Source organism: Acinetobacter sp. SK-43 (assembly GCF_015351505.1).
Classification (GTDB): domain Bacteria; phylum Pseudomonadota; class Gammaproteobacteria; order Pseudomonadales; family Moraxellaceae; genus Acinetobacter; species Acinetobacter junii.
Genome location: NZ_JADKPY010000084.1, coordinates 92430 through 109402, shown reverse-complemented (window position 1 = coordinate 109402; position 16973 = coordinate 92430). Strand labels below are relative to the sequence as shown.

The window sequence follows — 16973 nt, the reverse complement described above, 5'->3', positions numbered from 1 at the left end:
GAGCGCTTTGGATTCAAAACGCTCTTTAGAAATTATCGACGTGATTTAAATGAAATATCGACTTTTCTAGGACGATATATCCAACCGATAATTAAAAGTAGAACAGAGAAAATAAGAATCGGGAAATCACTTAAACGATTATAAAGTGTTTGACCTTGCATCGCTGGTAAATCACCACGTAATACTGCTTCGTGATCCATAGGAGCCTGTTTCACAATATGACCATTCTGATCAATAAAGGCCGTGACGCCTGTATTGGTTGCTCGAATAAACCAACGACCATTTTCTTTGGCACGCATTTGCACCATTTGTAAATGTTGCCAAGGTCCAGCCGTTCCTGTAAACCAAGCATCATTTGAAACTGTGATTAAAAAATCGCTATTGAGTGCATTACGGCGAGTGAGATTTGGATAAGCCACTTCATAACAAATTGCAGCTGCAAGCGCATGTCCTTTCACAGATAATGGTTTTTGATCTGATTCTCCGCGAGAAAAACCACTCATACTTACATCGTTCTGCATTGCAGGAAGTACCCATTTCAACATTCCAGACAACGGAATGTATTCACCAAAGGGTACGAGGCGTTGCTTTTTATATAAGCCAGACGATTCACTACCAGAAGCCATGATACTGTTATAGTACAAAGGCTCACCTACTTGTTGTGATTTAGGGATGTCCCAATAAGGAATACCCGTAACCCAAGCAGTATCAGATTTTTTAGCCTGTGCATCCATTGCTTTTAAAAAGTCAGGAATGTCTGTTTGAAACAGAGGAATCGAAGATTCAGGCCAAACAATTAAATCACGTCCCCATTCAGCACGACTCAGGTTGGCATAGATTTCCAAGGTTTTAATTTGATATTCAGTCAACCATTTCAGGTCTTGAGGAATATTGCCTTGGATTAATGAAACACTGAGTGGTTTTTCTGTTTTGGGTTGTACAAATTGAATGAAACCCGCACCCCATGCACCTAAGATCAGTAAACCAGATGGAATGGCCCAAAACCAACGACGATTAAGGATTTCGACAAGAGCACATGCGAGCACGATCACGACAAACGATACAGCATAGACCCCAAATAAAGGCGCATAACCATCTAATAATCGTTCTGTGAATGCATAGCCTGCAAAAAGCCATGGAAATCCTGTGAAGACCCATGTTTTTGCCCATTCAAATAAAACCCAAAGTGGTGCAAATGTCAGTGGAGTTTCAGGGAAAAATCGACGGTAAAGCCAAGTCTGAAAAGCGGTAAATAAGCCCATTGCAGCTGCCATAAAGGCAATCATCAAAACGCTTAAAAAGGAGTTAGTATCACCATAGACGTGAATGGAGGTATATAACCAAAATGCACCTACGAACCACAATCCGAATCCGTATGCCCAGCCCAATACAAATGCCTGTCTAGGATTACGCTGGCGTAATACGGCATAGAGTAAAGCAGGAGATAAGATTGCTAACCACCAAAAGTAATACGGTGCGAGCGCAAAACTAAAGATTGTACCTGAAATAAGTGCAATCAGGAGTGGAAAGATAAACGGAAGCTGTTTGTGGGTTTGGGATGGGTTGAACAGCTTTTCAAAGTAGCTTCTCATTGACGGACAGCTCGAATCAGATGAATAGTGCGTGCATCTGCTTCAATAATGGTAAATTCCCAATCACCAAGTTCAATCGTCTGACCTTGTAGATCGCTCACTAAACCGATTTCTTGCAGCAGTAAACCGCCCATAGTTTCAACTTCATCGTCAGAAAAATCTGCATCTAAAATTGTGTTGAAATGTTCAATTGGTGTAAGTGCTTGAACAATCCAAGTATTTGCTGTGGTTGGATCATTGTCAGGAACAATGTACAAAGCTTCTTCATCAGCAATGTCATGTTCATCTTCAATTTCACCAACGATCTCTTCAAGAATATCTTCCAGAGTAACTAAACCTGAAGTTGAACCATATTCATCAATCACGATGGCGATATGCGTTTGTGTGTTTTTTAGCATGCGAAGCACTTGATCTGATCGCGCACTTTCAGGAACAAATACCGGTTGGCGCATCAATGAGCGAATGTCGACTTTGACATTGCGTTCAGTGAGAAATGGCAATAAGTCTTTTGCAAGAAGAATGCCCACAACATTGTCAGTTTGATCAGCAGAAAAAACGGGAAAGCGAGAGTGTGCTGATTCAATTAAAACATGCAAGATGTCAAGCAGTTGATCATCTTCTTGTAAGCTAATAATTGCAGTACGAGGTGTCATAACCTCTCGAATCTTCGTTGCTGGCAGATCTAGAACACCTTCAAGCATTGCGACTGTGTCGGGTTCTAAGAAGCGACGTGAATCTTGAACTAACTTAAGTAATTCATCGCGAGTTTCAGGTGCAGTACCTAACCATTTTCTTAAGCCACGCATACCCCACGACGGACTGGATTCATCGACCATGATCTTTCCTAAAGACTCTCTATATCAATTAGATGATTTTCATCATACCGAAGAAAAAGCGGATATGCATCAATAAAACGATGCAAGAAATGTACAGTTTTTCAAAAAAGTGCAGGTGATTTCTACAGTATGACTTTATGATAAAATGTGAAAATTAGCATATTTGAGTTATATGATGTCTGAACAAACCAAACTCCCAACAGTACAACTTAATACCCGTGGTTTACGTTGTCCTGAACCAGTGATGATGCTGCATCAAGCGATTCGTAAAGCAAAATCTGGGGATGTGGTAGAAGTTTTTGCAACAGACCCTTCAACTTCTTGGGATATACCTAAATTCTGCATGCATTTAGGGCATGAATTACTGTTGAAAGAAGAGTCTTTAGACGAAAATAGCAATACTGAATATCATTATTTAGTGCAAAAAGGTTAATCGTTTGCTTTCGACCTATTTCTCAGGTTTTGCGCTGGGACTTTCACTTATTCTCGCAATTGGTGCACAAAATGCTTTTGTTTTAAAGCAAGGATTGCTCAAACAGCATGTATTTTGGGTATGTCTGATCTGTGCTTTATCCGACGCATTTTTAATTTGTTTAGGTGTGTTTGGATTTGCTTCAATATTGAGTCAACAAGCATGGTTGATTCAAGCTATGAAGTATTTCGGCGCACTTTTTTTATTTATTTACGGCGCCCGCAGCTTTTACAATGCTTATAATTCGCAGTCAGGTTTAATTGCCTCTGAACAAGAAACAACGACTTTCTGGCAAACGATAGTTTTATGTCTCAGTTTCTCTTGGTTAAATCCGCATGTCTACTTAGACACGGTTGTATTATTAGGTTCTATATCTGCTCAATATGCAGATAAGATCTCTTTTGCTAGTGGGGCAGTATCAGCGTCATTTTTATTCTTTTTTAGTTTAGGATTTGGGGCGAGATTATTGCGTCCTGTATTTGCAAATCCTAAAGCTTGGAAAGTCTTAGATCTATTGATTGGCTGTATCATGTGGTTGATCGCACTTTCACTATTAAGATAGGTGTTTATGCACCTATCTTTTTGATTTAATTACTTTTCGACTGATCCAGTAATCACAACTTACATATCTTCCACCGCCAAGAACCAGTAGTGCACCCAACATAACCAAATAGGTCACTGCAAACTCAACGCCATTATTCAATATGACAAATGAGCCACTTGATGTAAGCCAATCATAATTTCCATAAGTGCTCAGAATCTCTCTCGCTTTCTCTAGTTTTTCAGCCGATTCAATCACTTGCATATTTGCAAAAGGAGCATGTGGATCAGCAATGGCTTGCCATCCATTTTGAATGTGTACAGTAAAGATAGCGACCAGCATAGTGATAATCAATGGAATACAAATCAGTCGCGTTGCAAGACCTAAGGCAAGTAAGGCAGCACCACCTAACTCAGCCGAAATTGCAAGGCTAGCCATAACCAATGGGAAGGGTAAGCCCAAGCCCCATTCACTATTGCCAAACCATTCAACTGTATCATTGAAATGTTGTAGTTTATTGTGTCCAGCCATCCAAAAAATAGGAATTAAATATAGGCGAAGCGCTAAAGAAGCGATTCCATCAAAATAATTTAAGTTGGAACCCAAATTCTGATAGCGTTTATGTAAAGAATAAATTAGATTTTTCATGAGAAATTCACAACGAATAAGTTTTATTAGTTATTAGTCGTTTGAATTTTTGATTTCTTACACAAAAAAAATCTAAATTTGACTGTAATAATTTGATTGTTCGCACGTCTAATTTTATGTACCTAGTACAAAAGCAATATTTACTTAAAAGGAACTTCACAATGAATAAATTAAACTCAATGACTTCGGTTGCCGCTTTAGTTGCATTATCTATGGTTGGTGCAGCAACCCAAGTTTCGGCAGCATCGACGACGACTGAAACACATGTGACTAAAACTGCAGATGCAAAATGTGGTGAAGCGAAATGTGGTTCAGATAAAGCGAAAAAACAACACAAAACTACTGATGCAAAATGCGGCGCAGATAAAAAAGCTGCGGATGCTAAATGCGGTGCAGACAAAAAGATGGCAGATGCAAAATGTGGAGCAGACAAAAAAGTGGCTGATGGGAAGTGTGGCGCTCATTAAGCCTTAAGCAGACGGTAGATGACAGCATCTAAAAAGATGGCTGTCATTCACCAAAAGGATTCTTTATGGATGCAATCACAAGTGTGGGTCTTGGTCTAAGACGAGATTTTATCGAGGCATTTTTAGGTGCGACTCACCATCCTGACTTTATTGAAGTTGCTCCAGAAAATTGGATGGGCTTTGGTGGTCGACATGCGAAACTTCTAGCTCAGTGTGTAGAAAAATCTCCATTAATTTGTCACGGACTCTCTTTGTCGATTGGTGGTCCTCATCCCTTAAATATTGATTTTATTCATCAAATCAAAAAATTCTTAGATTCTTATCAAGTCGAGATTTATTCGGAACATCTGAGTTATACCAATGATGGTGGCTATCTATACGATCTCTTGCCTATCCCAATGACTGAAGCTGCTGTGAAGTATGTAGTGGAACGAATTTCTCAAGTTCAAGATATTTTAAGGCGAAGATTAGTATTAGAAAATGTTTCTACTTATCTTATGCCGAATGCTGAAATGTCTGAGGCAGACTTTGTCCGTGAAGTCATCACACAAGCAGATTGCGAATTATTGTTGGACGTGAATAACGTTTATGTAAATAGTATCAATCACCAAGCAGATGCTTATGCTTTCATTGAAGCTATGCCGAAACAACGTATTCGTTATTTACATATAGCAGGGCATGAACAGGTGAGTACAGATTTACTCATTGATACTCATGGTGCTGAAGTATGTGATCCCGTGTGGGCATTGTTGGAATACACTTATCAGGTTTGTGGTGTGAAACCAACGTTATTAGAGCGCGATTTTAATATCCCAACATGGCAGCAACTTCAGAGTGAATTGAATAAGATTCAGCAGTTACAGCATCAATATTCAAATCAACATACACTAATCCCAATGAGCCAGAATTTGGTCGATGGGGTGAATGTATGAGTATGAATGAGCATACTTTTCAGCAGACCCAACATGATTTTTGTAACTGGCTGCGTGATCCAAATTCAGTAAAAGCAGTGCCTTTTGCTTTGGATCGTATGCAAGTTTATCGAGAACTGTTGTTCAACAATGTTTGCTCATTTATCAATTTAGTTTATCCGGTGGCTCGATCTTTATTGCCTGAGCAGCAATGGCAACAGTTACTGACGGATTTTTTTCGAGAATCTCAGAATCAGTCTCCGCTTTATAACGATATCTCATTGCAATTCAGAGAGTTTCTCACAGAAAAGCAGCATCCTATTTTATTTGAATATCCGTGGCTTGCTGAGCTATTGCAATACGAATGGCTTGAACTGTACTTGGATACACTTGAAATTGAAGATGTTACTTTGAATGCCGAATTAAATTGGCAGCTGACTACACAAGTTTGGGTGTTGGTGTATCAATATCCTGTTTACCAGTGGTCAATCAATCAAATTAACAAAGATCCCGCTCCAAGTGCCATCATGGTTTGGCGAAACAAACATGATCGGGTTTGTGTTGAATTATTGACTCCATTAACCGCTTATCTAATAGAGCAATTAGCACAACAACCATTGCCGCGAATAGCACTCGCTGAGTTTATCCAGCAAATAATTCCTGATCTATCGTTCAGTGAAGTGAATACTCAACTGGATGAACTTGCAGAAGATTTGATCCGCTTAGAATTGTTATACAAACCTGACTAGCATAGTGAGAAACGCGATGCCTGAAATGACAACATCGAATGCTAATGCATCGCAGCAACTGTATAACGATGATTTTCTGATGGAACTACGACAACAAATGATGAAATTTGCAGTATTGCAACTTTCTTCATTTCATCAAGCTGAGGATGTTGTGCAAGAAGCTTTAGTCAGTGCTTTACAACATTCAGGTTCTTTTTCTGGTCGATCAGCATTTAAAACATGGGTATTTGCTATTTTAAAAAATAAAATTGTTGATCTGATTCGTCAGAAGCAACGTTTAGTCAGTATGTCTGAATTGTTTGATACGGAAGAAAATGAGCGAAGCGTGGATGAGTTGTTTGATGCTTCAGGGCATTGGCAAAAATCAGAAAGACCAAAAGCATGGTTGAATCCTGAGGAAATGATGGAGCAGCAAGATTTTTGGATGATTTTCGATACCTGTTTGAATCATTTACCAGCAAAGTATGCACAAGTGTTTATGTTGCGGGAAATGATAGAACTTAGTTCAGATGAAATCTGTGAGAAATTAGAGCTAAGTGTCTCAAACTTGAACGTTTTAATGTATCGCAGTCGAACCAGACTACGTGAATGCTTAGAAAACAAATGGTTACTTCAGGAGGATTGTTCATGTTGACGTGCCGAGAAGCGACCCAATTGCTTTCAGAAAAACAAGATCGGACACTGAACTTCAAAGAAATGAGTGCCTTACAGTTTCATGTGGTGATGTGTAGTTCGTGTCGACGTTTTGGCAAGCAGATGAAGAGCTTAAGTTTGTTATCAAAACAATATAAAAAATTTGATGAAAAACAGAAAGATTAAAATAAGAAAGCCTCATATTTCATGAGGCTTTCTTAGCTTAATTCGTACTAAAAACTGAGTTTCAGCACAAATTAAAAATTACATATTCGGGTAGTTTGGACCACCGCCACCTTCTGGCGTTACCCATGTAATGTTCTGTGATGGGTCTTTAATATCACAAGTCTTACAGTGTACACAGTTCGCAGCGTTGATTTGGAAGCGTTTAGAACCGTCATCATTTTCCATCACTTCATAAACACCAGCAGGGCAATAACGTTGAGCAGGCTCATCCCATTTTGGTAAGTTTACGTTGACTGGAATAGATGGATCAGTCAGCTTCAAGTGAGCTGGTTGATTCTCTTCGTGTACAGTATTTGAAATAAAGACAGAAGATAAACGATCAAATACTAACTTGCCATCAGCTTTCGGATAGTTAGGTTTGAATGTTGACGCATCTACAGTTTTAAGTACAGCAAAGTCTTGTTTTAAGTCATGTAATGTAAATGGTACTTTAAAGACATTTTGGTCAATAAAGTTGAACGCACCACCAATCCATGTACCAAACTTATGCATCGCTGGACCAAAGTTACGCGCTTGATATAACTCTTCTTTTAACCAAGAGTTGTTATATTTATCTGTATAAGCAGTTAACTCTTTAGCAAAATGATCATCGCCTTCAAGTACACGAGCAATGGCAAGATCACCACCTTTTGCTACACCAGCAGCGATGGCTTCAAATACAGCCTCGCCACATAACATGCCTGACTTCATTGCAGTGTGTGAGCCTTTGATTTTTGAGAAGTTCAAGAAACCAGCATCATCACCGATCAAGCAACCGCCTGGGAATGTTAGTTTAGGTAAAGAGTTGAAACCGCCTTTCACTACCGCACGCGCGCCGTAAGAAATACGCTTACCACCCTCTAGGAATTGCTTAATCGTTGGGTGTGTTTTCCAACGTTGCATTTCCATGAATGGATACATGTGAGGGTTTTCGTAAGATAAGTCTACGATCATACCCAAAGTTACTTGGTTGTTTTCAGCGTGATATAACCACCAACCACCTGCAGAACCTGTCTCAGACAAAGGCCAACCCGCACCATGCATTACAAGACCAGGCTTGTGTTTTGCAGGATCGATTTCCCAAAGTTCTTTGATACCAATACCGTAATGTTGTGGATCAGCATCTTTATCTAAGTTGTATTTAGCAATTAAACGCTTACCGAGGTGACCACGGCAACCTTCAGCGAATAATGTATATTTCGCATGAAGTTCATAACCAGGAGTAAAGTTGTGTGTTGGCTCACCATTTTTGCCAATACCCATATCACCTGTTTGGATGCCTTTTACAGTACCATCTTCATGATAAAGTACTTCAGATGCAGCAAAACCAGGGAAAATAGAAACTTCTAATTCTTCAGCTTTTTGACCTAACCAACGAACAACGTTACCAAGAGAAATGACATAGTTCCCTTCGTTGTGCATTGATTTAGGAACCATCCAATACGGCATCTTTTGTGCTTTAGTATCAGATAATAAGAAATAAGTTTCGTCATCCGTTACAGGAACATTCAGCGGAGCGCCTTCTTCTTTCCAGTTCGGGAACAATTCATTCATGGCACGTGGTTCAAGTACAGCACCAGAAAGGATATGCGCACCAACTTCAGAGCCTTTTTCAACCACACAGACTGAAAGGTCAGGTAGGTTGTTTTCAATCGCTAATTGACGAATTTTAATCGCAGCAGATAAACCCGCAGGTCCAGCGCCTACGATCACTACGTCAAACTCCATCGCTTCACGTTCGATGTGTTCCATGTAGGACTCCTCATATTTTAAGGGTGGCAACCGTAATCATTGCTATTCGGTGCTGCCATGAGTGTTCTGAATTGCCAAGCACAAAACTAACTATTGCGCTTGCAAACGTTTGGGATAGTATAGTTTTAAACCTTGATCTCGCCAATTGGCTGAGTGGTCATATTTTCCCGTCAGCAAGGCATAAACTATGATAAATGAAAATGATTCTCCACAGAATACAGGAAAAATCGTGTTGTCTGATGATAAAAACTTAATGAACATTGCACAATACTTAAAAGATGTACAGCAAAGTCACAAAAGGTCAATTCCACCTTTAGACCAATGGCATCCAAAGCATTGTGGCAAAATGGATTTGAAAGTAAAAGCCAATGGAGAGTGGTGGCACGAAGGTCAATTGGTTAAGCGTCAGGCACTCTTGGATCTGTTTAGTAAAGTGCTTTGGAAAGAAGATGGAAAATTCTACTTAAAAACACCAGTTGAACAGATTGAAATTGAAGTTGAAGATGAGCCTTTACTCATCAATCAAGCTGATCAAATAGAACTAGATGGAAAAAAATATCTACAACTTACGACCAGTAATCAAGATGTCGTCATTGTGGATGAACAGCATCCGATTTTTATGCGTGAATATGCAGGTGAGTTAAGACCTTATGTTCATGTTCGATTTGGAATCAATGCCTTGATTCAGCGTCAAAGTTTTTATCATCTCGTGAATTACGGCACTTTGTCTGAAAATTCACAAGGTGAAGCTGTTTTAACATTAAAAAGTGGTGATTTAGTCTTGCATTTGAGCACCTGAGGTTTAATCTTTAACAGAGATATTTCACCACTACGTTTTCGTGTATGACAGCTGTTCAACCTATCGCAGAGTTATTAAATCCTATGCCTCATGCATCCTCAGATGCTCCGATAGGTGTATTTGATTCTGGGATTGGAGGGTTGTCGATTGCTCAAGAAATTGCCTCTCATTTACCCAATGAGCGCATTCTTTATTATGCTGACACCGCTCATGTACCTTATGGGGCGCGTTCTGATCAAGAAATTCGTGAGCTAACGGCAAAAGCAATTGAATGGCTTTATAGGCAAGGTTGCAAAATCGCTGTCGTTGCCTGTAATACAGCATCAGCATTTAGTTTGGATTATCTGCGTGAACATTATGGTGAGCATTTTCCGATTGTCGGCTTAGTGCCAGCGTTGAAACCTGCTGTACTTCAGACACAATCAAAAGTCGTCGCTGTGCTAGCAACACCTGCAACGTTTCGTGGTAAGTTAATTAAAGAAGTTATGCTTAAGTTTGCAGAGCCTGCAGGTGTGAAAGTTTTAACTGTTACGAGCCTCAAACTTGTGCCTTTTGTAGAGGCAGGAGAGCAGATGAGTGAAGCATGTTTAGTTGAGCTTCATAATATTTTGCAACCAGTGGTAGATCAGAGGGCAGATTTTCTTGTACTAGGCTGCACTCACTATCCATTTTTGAAAGATGCTATTCGTCAGATTTTTAATGAAAAGTTAAAATTAATCGATTCAGGACAAGCAGTTGCGCGACAAACAGCGTATATTTTAATAAAAAATAGGTTATTATGTGACAAAATAAGTCATAATATTACACGTATTGAATGTTTCGTTAGTGGACAGAATGCAGTCGAGTTACAACCCGTAGTTCAGCATCTTATGTCGTCACAATTGACGTGGACAATCAATAATTTGGATGAAGTTTAGATATTAAGCTCGACTCATACCATATTTAAAATTTTATTTGGGGTTATCTGTTAATAGGTTTTTGGGCGGTTTAGCTTAAACTTATGGATAAGTGAAGTGGGGCACAGGCTATGCAAGATACTCGTTATCAAGTCTTTATTTCTACGTCTGGCAATGAAATGCAACCAGAGCGAGCAGTACTGACTCAAACTTTGGTGGGAATGGGCTTTTTCTCTTGGGGCTTAGAACAACGCACGCCATTGAGCACATCGATCGCCCGACGTCAAATTGATGACTGCGATTACGTAGTGATTTTGCTTGGCAGCCAGTATGGTGAACAATCTGTTTCTGGCGTAGGTTATATGCATTTAGAGTATATCTATGCGATGACTAAGCAAAAACCTGTGATTGTATTTATGCATGAAGATCCCGACTCGCGTGACTTACAACTGCAAGATAATAAACCTGAATTAAAAGAAAAGTTTAAAGAGTTTAGAAAACAGCTACAGCATGATGTTGATCAAATATTTACATATCGTACCTTAAGAGATTTGGAACTAGCTGTTCGTTCGAGCATGCCACAAATGTTAGAGCGTTATCCTGTGGTAGGTTGGGTGCGTCCTCAGAACACTCAAGTTTTACAAGATGAGATCGATAGTTTACGCGCCAAACTAAAACAACTCGAAACTGAGATGGGTAGTCGCGAAGCAGATCCAATTTCAATGTTACCTAAGGTTTCAATGCATGAACTTTATTCTTTTGAATATCGTATGCATGCCTATCAAGATGGTAATTTTAAAGACATCAAAACGTTCCGTAAATTAACATGGGCACAATTGCTCAATGTACTTGGTTCATCTTTTGTTAGTCCAACTCCTGAAGAATATTTTTCAAAACGTATGAATGAATATTTAAATGAAACAGGTTTGGAAGATGCGCGTAAAGAGATGCCAAGAGCACACGCTGTTTCAAGAGCACAGATCAATATACGTGCTTTGCATGAGATAAAAATGCAAATGCGTCAGAATGAATGGATTGTACCTACGGGACGTGATGATCGCCAACGTATGTTATGGCAGTTGACGCATAAAGCTCAAAAGTTATTGGAAAGTAATGTCCTAGATAGCAATCGGGTTTTTCAATTTAAAACAATGCATTAAACCAATTTAAAAAAGAATCATAAAGCTGCTAAAGTAATTGAAGAAATTCAGCTATAGCGGAAACGATTTATGTCAGCGACACCAAAACCAAAAGTCACTGTGATTTTAGCAAATTTAGGTACGCCCGACGAAGCGACTGCACCAGCAGTACGTCGTTTTTTGAAGCAATTTTTATCTGACACGCGTGTAATTGAAATACCAAAATTTATTTGGTGGGTGATTCTACATGCTTTTGTTCTTCCATTTCGCCCAAAACGGGTTGCTCAAGCGTATGCCTCAGTTTGGTCAACTGACTCACCAATGCGTGAAATTGTTCTCAAACAAACACAATTGATTAAGCAGCGTTTGCTGGATGAAAATCATCAATTTGACTTAACGGTTGTGCCTGCCATGACTTATGGCCAACCAAGCATTTATGCAGTATTTGAGCAACTTGAGAAAGTGCCTCAAGAGCATGTGATTTTATTACCATTATTTCCGCAATATTCTGCGACATCGACTGCACCTTTATATGATGCTTTTGCACGATGGATTCCAAATCAGCGCCATTTGCCTGGAATAACCATGATCAAAGATTATTATCAGCATCCATTATTCATTCAAGCTTTGGTGGATAGTGTGCTTGCTTATCAAGAGCAGCACGGAAAACCTGAAAAATTATTGATGTCATTTCATGGTATTCCTCAGCCTTATGCAGACAAAGGTGATCCTTATGCAGATCGTTGTCGTATGACCGCAAAACTGGTTGCTGAAGCATTGCATTTAAATGAAGATGAATGGGCAATCAGTTTCCAATCTCGTTTTGGTAAACAAGAGTGGGTTAAACCTTATACCGATGTTTTATTGGAACAATGGGGACAAGCAGGGGTTCGATCTGTACAAGTGCTGAGTCCTGCTTTTTCAGCAGATTGTCTGGAAACATTAGAAGAATTGGCAGTTGAAAATAAAGAAACTTTCCAACACGCTGGTGGTGGAGAATATGCTTATATTCCTGCATTAAATACTGACCAAGCACATATAGATTTGCTTGCAAGTCTGGTTCAGGCTAATCTTGATGCTCTTACTCATACCTTAGCTCATCGTTAAGACGATCTTCTTTCACGCCAGAGGTTTTTTATGCTGCAAGTCAAAATTGTTCCTGTTACCGCATTTGCTCAAAATTGCTCAATTTTATGGGACAGTGAAAGCAAAGAGGCGGTTTTGATTGATGCAGGTGGCGATGCAGCAGTACTAAAAAAAGAAGTTGAGGCTTTGGGTTTAACCGTTAAAGCATTATGGTTAACTCACGGACATCTTGATCATGCTGGTGCTGTAGGAGAATTGGCTGAAGCTTGGAAAATTCCTGTGATTGGTCCACATAAAGAAGACCAATTCTGGTTAGATATGATTCAAGAAGTCTCAGCACGTTATGGTTTCCCAATTCCCCAACCTGTTAAAGTCGATCAGTGGTTAGAAGGTGGTGAAACCTTAAAACTGGGTGAAGACGAATTCGAGGTGCGTTTTGCACCAGGACATACGCCTGGTCATGTGATGTTTTACAATCAAAAGCATGGTTTGCTTTGGACGGGTGATGTGTTGTTTAAAGGCTCGATAGGACGCACAGATTTTCCAAAAGGAAATCATCAGCAGTTACTCGATTCGATTAAAAGAGAATGCTTTAGCTTACCCGATGAAACTCAGTTTATTTCGGGGCATGGTCCAATCAGCACAATTGGTTACGAGAAACAATTCAACCCATTCGTTGCAAGTAAAGCTGGCTAATCCTCGTATTCATCTTCATGACGTTTATCGCCTGCCTGAGGTGCGTCTTGGGTAGGCAGTTTATATTCATCGTTTGCCCAAGCCCCTAAATCAATCAGCTTACAACGCTCTGAGCAAAATGGGCGAAATTCATTACCTTCCCAAGTGCTGTCTTGTCCACAACGTGGGCAGGGGAATGTACGTGGCATAGAAAATTCCTACATCAAAAACAAATAGATTAGGCAAAAGCAAAGTGAATTGTTAGACTTATGCCGATTTCTAGATAGTTTGATGTGAATATGTCGATTCGTCAATTTCAAGCGCACCGCATGCAAGCACCACGTGATTTTCAGGTGATTCCGAATACGCCGATTTGTGTTGAAATCGGTGCGGGTAAAGGTAAGCATGCTTTACTGTTCACAGGGCAAAATCCGCAAACGACGTTGTATGCTATCGAACGAACTAAAGAAAAATTTTTAGCGATGCAAAAACAGCATCAGCTTGAACCACGTGAATATTTATACCCGATACATGCTGATGCTTTGCCTTGGGTCGTACATGCTTTGCATCCTGCACAAGTAGAACAATTTTTTATTCTTTATCCAAACCCAGAACCCCATAATCCAGCACAGCGTTGGTTAAATATGCCGTTCTTTGAGTTTTTACTTTCACGTCTTCAGCCGAATGGCACCATTACTTTAGCAAGTAATATTGAAGAGTATATTGAAGAAGCTGAACAGCAACTGATTCAATTGTGGAAGTTGCCTTATGAAAAGCAAAAAATAGCAACAGACTCTGCACGTACACATTTTGAAGTCAAGTACTTGGAACGTGGTGAACTTTGCCAACAGTTGATCATCACCAAGCCTGAAAATTATTCGACTCGTTTTGATGATTTTGCACCTTTGCAAGGTCAAAATGCTCAAGAGCAATCTGATGTCTAAACGTATTGCGATTATCGGTGCTGGCCCAGCAGGTTTGATGGCTGCTGAAGTATTGAGCCAATATGATTATCAAATTGACGTTTTTGAGCAGAAGCCTTCAGCAGCGCGTAAGTTCCTTATGGCTGGGAAAACAGGTTTGAATATTTCTCATGCTGAGCCAATCGATACTTTTATTCAACGCTATGATCACTCAGTGTGGTTAAGTCCATGGGTGAGACATTGGGACGCGCAGTGGATTCAAGACTGGATGAAAGGTTTGGGCATAGAGTTCTATGTGGGGAGTTCAGGGCGAATTTTCCCGACCGAGATGAAAGCAGCTCCTTTACTCCGTGCTTGGCTAAAACGATTGGTAGATGATGGGGTGAAGTTTTATTATCGTCATCGTTGTGTCGATGTGACCAAGAATCAGTTAACGATTGAAAACCAAACAGGATGTTACACTGATCATTATGATGCGATTGTGTTGGCCTGTGGAGCTGTTTCATGGTCACAATTAGGCAGTGATGGTGCTTGGCAGCAATGGTTGTCTGAAGATCAGATTGAACCCTTTCAAGCCAGTAATGCAGGTGTATTGAAAGCATGGTCACCATTTATGCAAGACTGTTTTGGACAACCACTTAAACGCGTTGATGCATGGGTGAATGCAGAAAATAAAACGCATGGTGATATTGTGATTACTCACTATGGTTTTGAAAGTGGTGTGATTTATAAATTAGGGCGTGATTTAAGAGCTTTGAATCATCAAAAGCAACCTTTCATATTGCATCTGGACTTATTGCCAGATGTCAGTGCCGAACAATTAGAAAAAAAATTACACAGCAATAAAAAGCAATCCCTAACCAATATTTGGCGAAAAGCAGGCTTAGATCACGTCAAAATTAATCTGTTGCGTGAAGTCACGAATAAAAGCATATGGTCAGATGTAAAACAGATGGCTCAGCAGATCAAGAACCTTAATATTTCACTCGATGGCTTTCGTCCAATCGAAGAAGCCATTAGCTGTGCGGGTGGTGTTAAACAGATCGCTTTGTCTTCTCAATTACAATTGCAATCAAATCCTTTTGTGTTTTGTTGTGGTGAAATGCTGGATTGGGATGCACCAACAGGGGGATATTTACTCACTGCTTGTTTTGCAACTGGGCGAGCGGCAGGAACAGGGGTACATCAATACTTAATATCTGACACTATAAGATAATGTTTTAAAAAGTTTTTATAAATTTAATGTATTTTTCATGTTTTAAATAACGCGATTTTTATCTATTGGCGAGTTTCTTGCAAAGTTGAGATTTGTCTTTTTGATATATGAATATTCAATGTTGCAGAGATTCAAATCTAGTCTATTTCTTCAAGTCATTTTTGCGTTAATTCTCGGTATTATCATTGGAATCAGTTTTCACGATTTTTCTTTAGCTTTAAAACCACTAGGTGATGGCTTTATTGCACTGATCAAGATGCTTATTGCGCCTATTGTTTTCTGTGTAGTTGTGCTTGGATTGTATGGAGCAAATGATCTTAAAAAAATGGGGAAGGTTGGCGCAAAAACGATTTTATATTTTGAGATTGTGGCCAGCATTGCTTTGGTTTTGGGAATTGTGATTGCATATGTCTTCAAACCTGGCGTTGGTATGAATATTGATATCACCCAGTTAGATGGAAAGGATTTAAATGTTTATACCGAACGTGCGCACACGATGAGTTCGGGATCAGATTTCTTATTACATATTATTCCTAAAACATTTGTAGATGTTTTTGCTCGTGGTGATATTTTACAAGTCTTATTGATCGCTATTTTGTTTGGTGTCGCTTAACTCATGATTCCAAAGCATTTGGCAGAGTTGGTATGTAAAGCAATCTAAGCTTTTTCTGAAGTGTTTTTTAAGATGATGGCTTTAATCATTCGTTTAGCACCAGTTGGGGTATTCGGTTCAGTCGTTTATACCACTGCTAAATTCGGATTAGATTCATTGGCTCAGCTTGGCTATTTAGTCTTATTGTTTTATGTGACTTGTATTTTGTTTGTACTTGTTATTTTAGGTGGAATCCTGAAATTTACAGGTTTAAATATATTTAAATTTCTAAATTATTTTAAAGCAAAACTATCCATTGTATTGGGAACAGCATCCTCTGATTCGGTGCTATCTCAGATAATGAAAAAGTTAAAAAATCTAGGAATTAAGGATTCCACCGTGGGTTTAGTGATCCCGACAGGTTATTCTTTTAATCTAGATGGATTCTCTATCTATCTAACTCTTGGCGTTATATTTATTGCCCAAGCTTGCAATATTGATTTATCGATGCATGATTTACTTGCAATTTTATTGGTTTCTTTGGTGACTTCAAAAGGTGCACACGGTATCCCAGGTTCTGCACTAGTGATATTAGCTGCAACTTTGTCTGTCATACCTGGTCTTCCAACGATTGGCTTGGTGTTGTTATTGTCCGTTGATTGGTTTATTGGGATTGTGCGTGCTTGTACGAATTTGATCTGAAACTGTGTGGCAACGGTTGTGATTGCTCATTGGGAACAGGATATTGATCATGCACGTGCCCAAGCTGTATTGGATCAAAAGATTGAGTTGAATTCCTAGATTAAATCACTATCTGAGAC

Annotated in this window: 19 protein-coding genes and 1 pseudogene; 15 read left to right on the top strand and 5 right to left on the bottom strand. The window is 39.4% G+C overall.

Going from position 1 to position 16973, the window contains the following annotated elements; genetic code table 11:
* Window positions 1-32 precede the first annotated feature (32 nt).
* Together lnt and IRT38_RS16690 are read right to left on the bottom strand one after the other, a co-directional pair.
* A complete protein-coding gene (gene lnt / locus IRT38_RS16695; protein ID WP_194598285.1) occupies window positions 33-1592 on the bottom strand; it encodes an apolipoprotein N-acyltransferase in 1560 nt (519 codons plus the stop codon).
* Window positions 1589-2428 (bottom strand): HlyC/CorC family transporter, encoded by an 840-nt coding sequence (locus tag IRT38_RS16690; protein WP_004916742.1) that lies wholly within the window; start codon window positions 2426-2428, stop codon window positions 1589-1591. Before IRT38_RS16690 ends, lnt begins: the two co-directional genes overlap by 4 nt.
* 175 nt (window positions 2429-2603) lie before the next feature.
* Between IRT38_RS16690 and tusA the strand changes: the two genes are divergently transcribed.
* Window positions 2604-2861, top strand: coding sequence for a sulfurtransferase TusA (tusA, locus tag IRT38_RS16685; RefSeq protein WP_004916739.1), 258 nt, complete (start codon window positions 2604-2606; stop codon window positions 2859-2861).
* A 4-nt stretch (window positions 2862-2865) separates the two neighbouring features.
* A complete protein-coding gene (locus IRT38_RS16680; RefSeq protein WP_004916736.1) occupies window positions 2866-3462 on the top strand; it encodes a LysE/ArgO family amino acid transporter in 597 nt (198 codons plus the stop codon).
* Window positions 3463-3474: 12 nt separating this feature from the next.
* Here the strand turns inward: IRT38_RS16680 and IRT38_RS16675 are convergent, their stop codons facing one another.
* A complete protein-coding gene (locus IRT38_RS16675; protein WP_194598284.1) occupies window positions 3475-4089 on the bottom strand; it encodes a DoxX family protein in 615 nt (204 codons plus the stop codon).
* A gap of 161 nt (window positions 4090-4250) precedes the next feature.
* Between IRT38_RS16675 and IRT38_RS16670 the strand changes: the two genes are divergently transcribed.
* From IRT38_RS16670 to IRT38_RS16650, 5 genes are all read left to right on the top strand, one after another.
* The gene (locus IRT38_RS16670) at window positions 4251-4556 is read left to right on the top strand and encodes a hypothetical protein (RefSeq protein WP_004916729.1); all 306 of its coding nucleotides are present in this window, start codon (window positions 4251-4253) and stop codon (window positions 4554-4556) included.
* Window positions 4557-4621: 65 nt separating this feature from the next.
* Entirely contained in the window at window positions 4622-5488 is an 867-nt protein-coding gene (locus IRT38_RS16665; RefSeq protein WP_194598283.1) for a DUF692 domain-containing protein, read from the top strand.
* Complete coding sequence (locus tag IRT38_RS16660; protein ID WP_194598282.1) at window positions 5485-6216, top strand: DUF2063 domain-containing protein; 732 nt, start codon at window positions 5485-5487, stop codon at window positions 6214-6216. Before IRT38_RS16665 ends, IRT38_RS16660 begins: the two co-directional genes overlap by 4 nt.
* Before the next feature lie 16 nt (window positions 6217-6232).
* Window positions 6233-6850, top strand: coding sequence for an RNA polymerase factor sigma-70 (locus IRT38_RS16655; protein ID WP_004958699.1), 618 nt, complete (start codon window positions 6233-6235; stop codon window positions 6848-6850).
* Window positions 6844-7035, top strand: a complete 192-nt coding sequence (locus tag IRT38_RS16650) for a zf-HC2 domain-containing protein (RefSeq protein WP_004916718.1) — start codon at window positions 6844-6846, stop codon at window positions 7033-7035. The genes IRT38_RS16655 and IRT38_RS16650 overlap by 7 nt, the downstream gene beginning before the upstream one ends.
* A 78-nt stretch (window positions 7036-7113) precedes the next feature.
* Here the strand turns inward: IRT38_RS16650 and IRT38_RS16645 are convergent, their stop codons facing one another.
* Window positions 7114-8826 carry an electron transfer flavoprotein-ubiquinone oxidoreductase gene (locus IRT38_RS16645; protein ID WP_039047660.1) on the bottom strand — a complete coding sequence of 571 codons (1713 nt, stop codon included), beginning with the start codon at window positions 8824-8826 and terminating at the stop codon, window positions 7114-7116.
* 187 nt (window positions 8827-9013) lie between these two features.
* Between IRT38_RS16645 and IRT38_RS16640 the strand changes: the two genes are divergently transcribed.
* The 5 genes from IRT38_RS16640 to IRT38_RS16620 all read left to right on the top strand — a co-directional run bounded on the left by IRT38_RS16640 (window position 9014) and on the right by IRT38_RS16620 (window position 13442).
* Entirely contained in the window at window positions 9014-9625 is a 612-nt protein-coding gene (locus IRT38_RS16640) for a DUF1285 domain-containing protein (RefSeq protein WP_004916713.1), read from the top strand.
* Between the two features lie 44 nt (window positions 9626-9669).
* Window positions 9670-10542, top strand: coding sequence for a glutamate racemase (murI, locus tag IRT38_RS16635; RefSeq protein WP_194598281.1), 873 nt, complete (start codon window positions 9670-9672; stop codon window positions 10540-10542).
* A 110-nt stretch (window positions 10543-10652) separates the two neighbouring features.
* Window positions 10653-11681 (top strand): DUF4062 domain-containing protein, encoded by a 1029-nt coding sequence (locus IRT38_RS16630; RefSeq protein WP_004957594.1) that lies wholly within the window; start codon window positions 10653-10655, stop codon window positions 11679-11681.
* Window positions 11682-11750: 69 nt separating this feature from the next.
* Window positions 11751-12767, top strand: coding sequence for a ferrochelatase (hemH, locus tag IRT38_RS16625; RefSeq protein WP_004916701.1), 1017 nt, complete (start codon window positions 11751-11753; stop codon window positions 12765-12767).
* A gap of 30 nt (window positions 12768-12797) precedes the next feature.
* Window positions 12798-13442, top strand: a complete 645-nt coding sequence (locus IRT38_RS16620; protein ID WP_004916699.1) for an MBL fold metallo-hydrolase — start codon at window positions 12798-12800, stop codon at window positions 13440-13442.
* Here the strand turns inward: IRT38_RS16620 and IRT38_RS16615 are convergent.
* A complete protein-coding gene (locus IRT38_RS16615) occupies window positions 13439-13630 on the bottom strand; it encodes a DNA gyrase inhibitor YacG (RefSeq protein ID WP_004916696.1) in 192 nt (63 codons plus the stop codon). The two genes, IRT38_RS16620 and IRT38_RS16615, sit on opposite strands and share 4 nt — an antisense overlap.
* Window positions 13631-13720: 90 nt before the next feature.
* On the opposite strand from IRT38_RS16615, the gene IRT38_RS16610 reads away from it, so the two are divergent.
* From IRT38_RS16610 to dctA, 3 genes and pseudogenes are all read left to right on the top strand, one after another.
* On the top strand, window positions 13721-14365 hold the full coding sequence (locus IRT38_RS16610; RefSeq protein WP_005403605.1) for an SAM-dependent methyltransferase: 645 nt from the start codon (window positions 13721-13723) through the stop codon (window positions 14363-14365).
* On the top strand, window positions 14358-15560 hold the full coding sequence (locus IRT38_RS16605) for a TIGR03862 family flavoprotein (RefSeq protein ID WP_125318244.1): 1203 nt from the start codon (window positions 14358-14360) through the stop codon (window positions 15558-15560). The genes IRT38_RS16610 and IRT38_RS16605 overlap by 8 nt, the downstream gene beginning before the upstream one ends.
* A 118-nt stretch (window positions 15561-15678) precedes the next feature.
* Window positions 15679-16953: pseudogene (dctA, locus tag IRT38_RS16600) on the top strand (C4-dicarboxylate transporter DctA).
* The last annotated feature ends 20 nt before the right edge of the window (window positions 16954-16973 follow it).

Coding starts and splice junctions, on each gene's coding strand:
- IRT38_RS16675 (WP_194598284.1), bottom strand. CDS start 4,089: ATGAAAAATCTAATTTATTCTTTACATAAACGCTATCAGAATTTGGGT.
- IRT38_RS16605 (WP_125318244.1), top strand. CDS start 14,358: ATGTCTAAACGTATTGCGATTATCGGTGCTGGCCCAGCAGGTTTGATG.
- IRT38_RS16665 (WP_194598283.1), top strand. CDS start 4,622: ATGGATGCAATCACAAGTGTGGGTCTTGGTCTAAGACGAGATTTTATC.
- IRT38_RS16660 (WP_194598282.1), top strand. CDS start 5,485: ATGAGTATGAATGAGCATACTTTTCAGCAGACCCAACATGATTTTTGT.
- tusA (WP_004916739.1), top strand. CDS start 2,604: ATGTCTGAACAAACCAAACTCCCAACAGTACAACTTAATACCCGTGGT.
- lnt (WP_194598285.1), bottom strand. CDS start 1,592: ATGAGAAGCTACTTTGAAAAGCTGTTCAACCCATCCCAAACCCACAAA.
- IRT38_RS16650 (WP_004916718.1), top strand. CDS start 6,844: ATGTTGACGTGCCGAGAAGCGACCCAATTGCTTTCAGAAAAACAAGAT.
- IRT38_RS16630 (WP_004957594.1), top strand. CDS start 10,653: ATGCAAGATACTCGTTATCAAGTCTTTATTTCTACGTCTGGCAATGAA.
- IRT38_RS16610 (WP_005403605.1), top strand. CDS start 13,721: ATGTCGATTCGTCAATTTCAAGCGCACCGCATGCAAGCACCACGTGAT.
- IRT38_RS16620 (WP_004916699.1), top strand. CDS start 12,798: ATGCTGCAAGTCAAAATTGTTCCTGTTACCGCATTTGCTCAAAATTGC.
- IRT38_RS16640 (WP_004916713.1), top strand. CDS start 9,014: ATGATAAATGAAAATGATTCTCCACAGAATACAGGAAAAATCGTGTTG.
- hemH (WP_004916701.1), top strand. CDS start 11,751: ATGTCAGCGACACCAAAACCAAAAGTCACTGTGATTTTAGCAAATTTA.
- IRT38_RS16690 (WP_004916742.1), bottom strand. CDS start 2,428: ATGGTCGATGAATCCAGTCCGTCGTGGGGTATGCGTGGCTTAAGAAAA.
- IRT38_RS16615 (WP_004916696.1), bottom strand. CDS start 13,630: ATGCCACGTACATTCCCCTGCCCACGTTGTGGACAAGACAGCACTTGG.
- IRT38_RS16670 (WP_004916729.1), top strand. CDS start 4,251: ATGAATAAATTAAACTCAATGACTTCGGTTGCCGCTTTAGTTGCATTA.
- IRT38_RS16655 (WP_004958699.1), top strand. CDS start 6,233: ATGCCTGAAATGACAACATCGAATGCTAATGCATCGCAGCAACTGTAT.
- murI (WP_194598281.1), top strand. CDS start 9,670: ATGACAGCTGTTCAACCTATCGCAGAGTTATTAAATCCTATGCCTCAT.
- IRT38_RS16645 (WP_039047660.1), bottom strand. CDS start 8,826: ATGGAACACATCGAACGTGAAGCGATGGAGTTTGACGTAGTGATCGTA.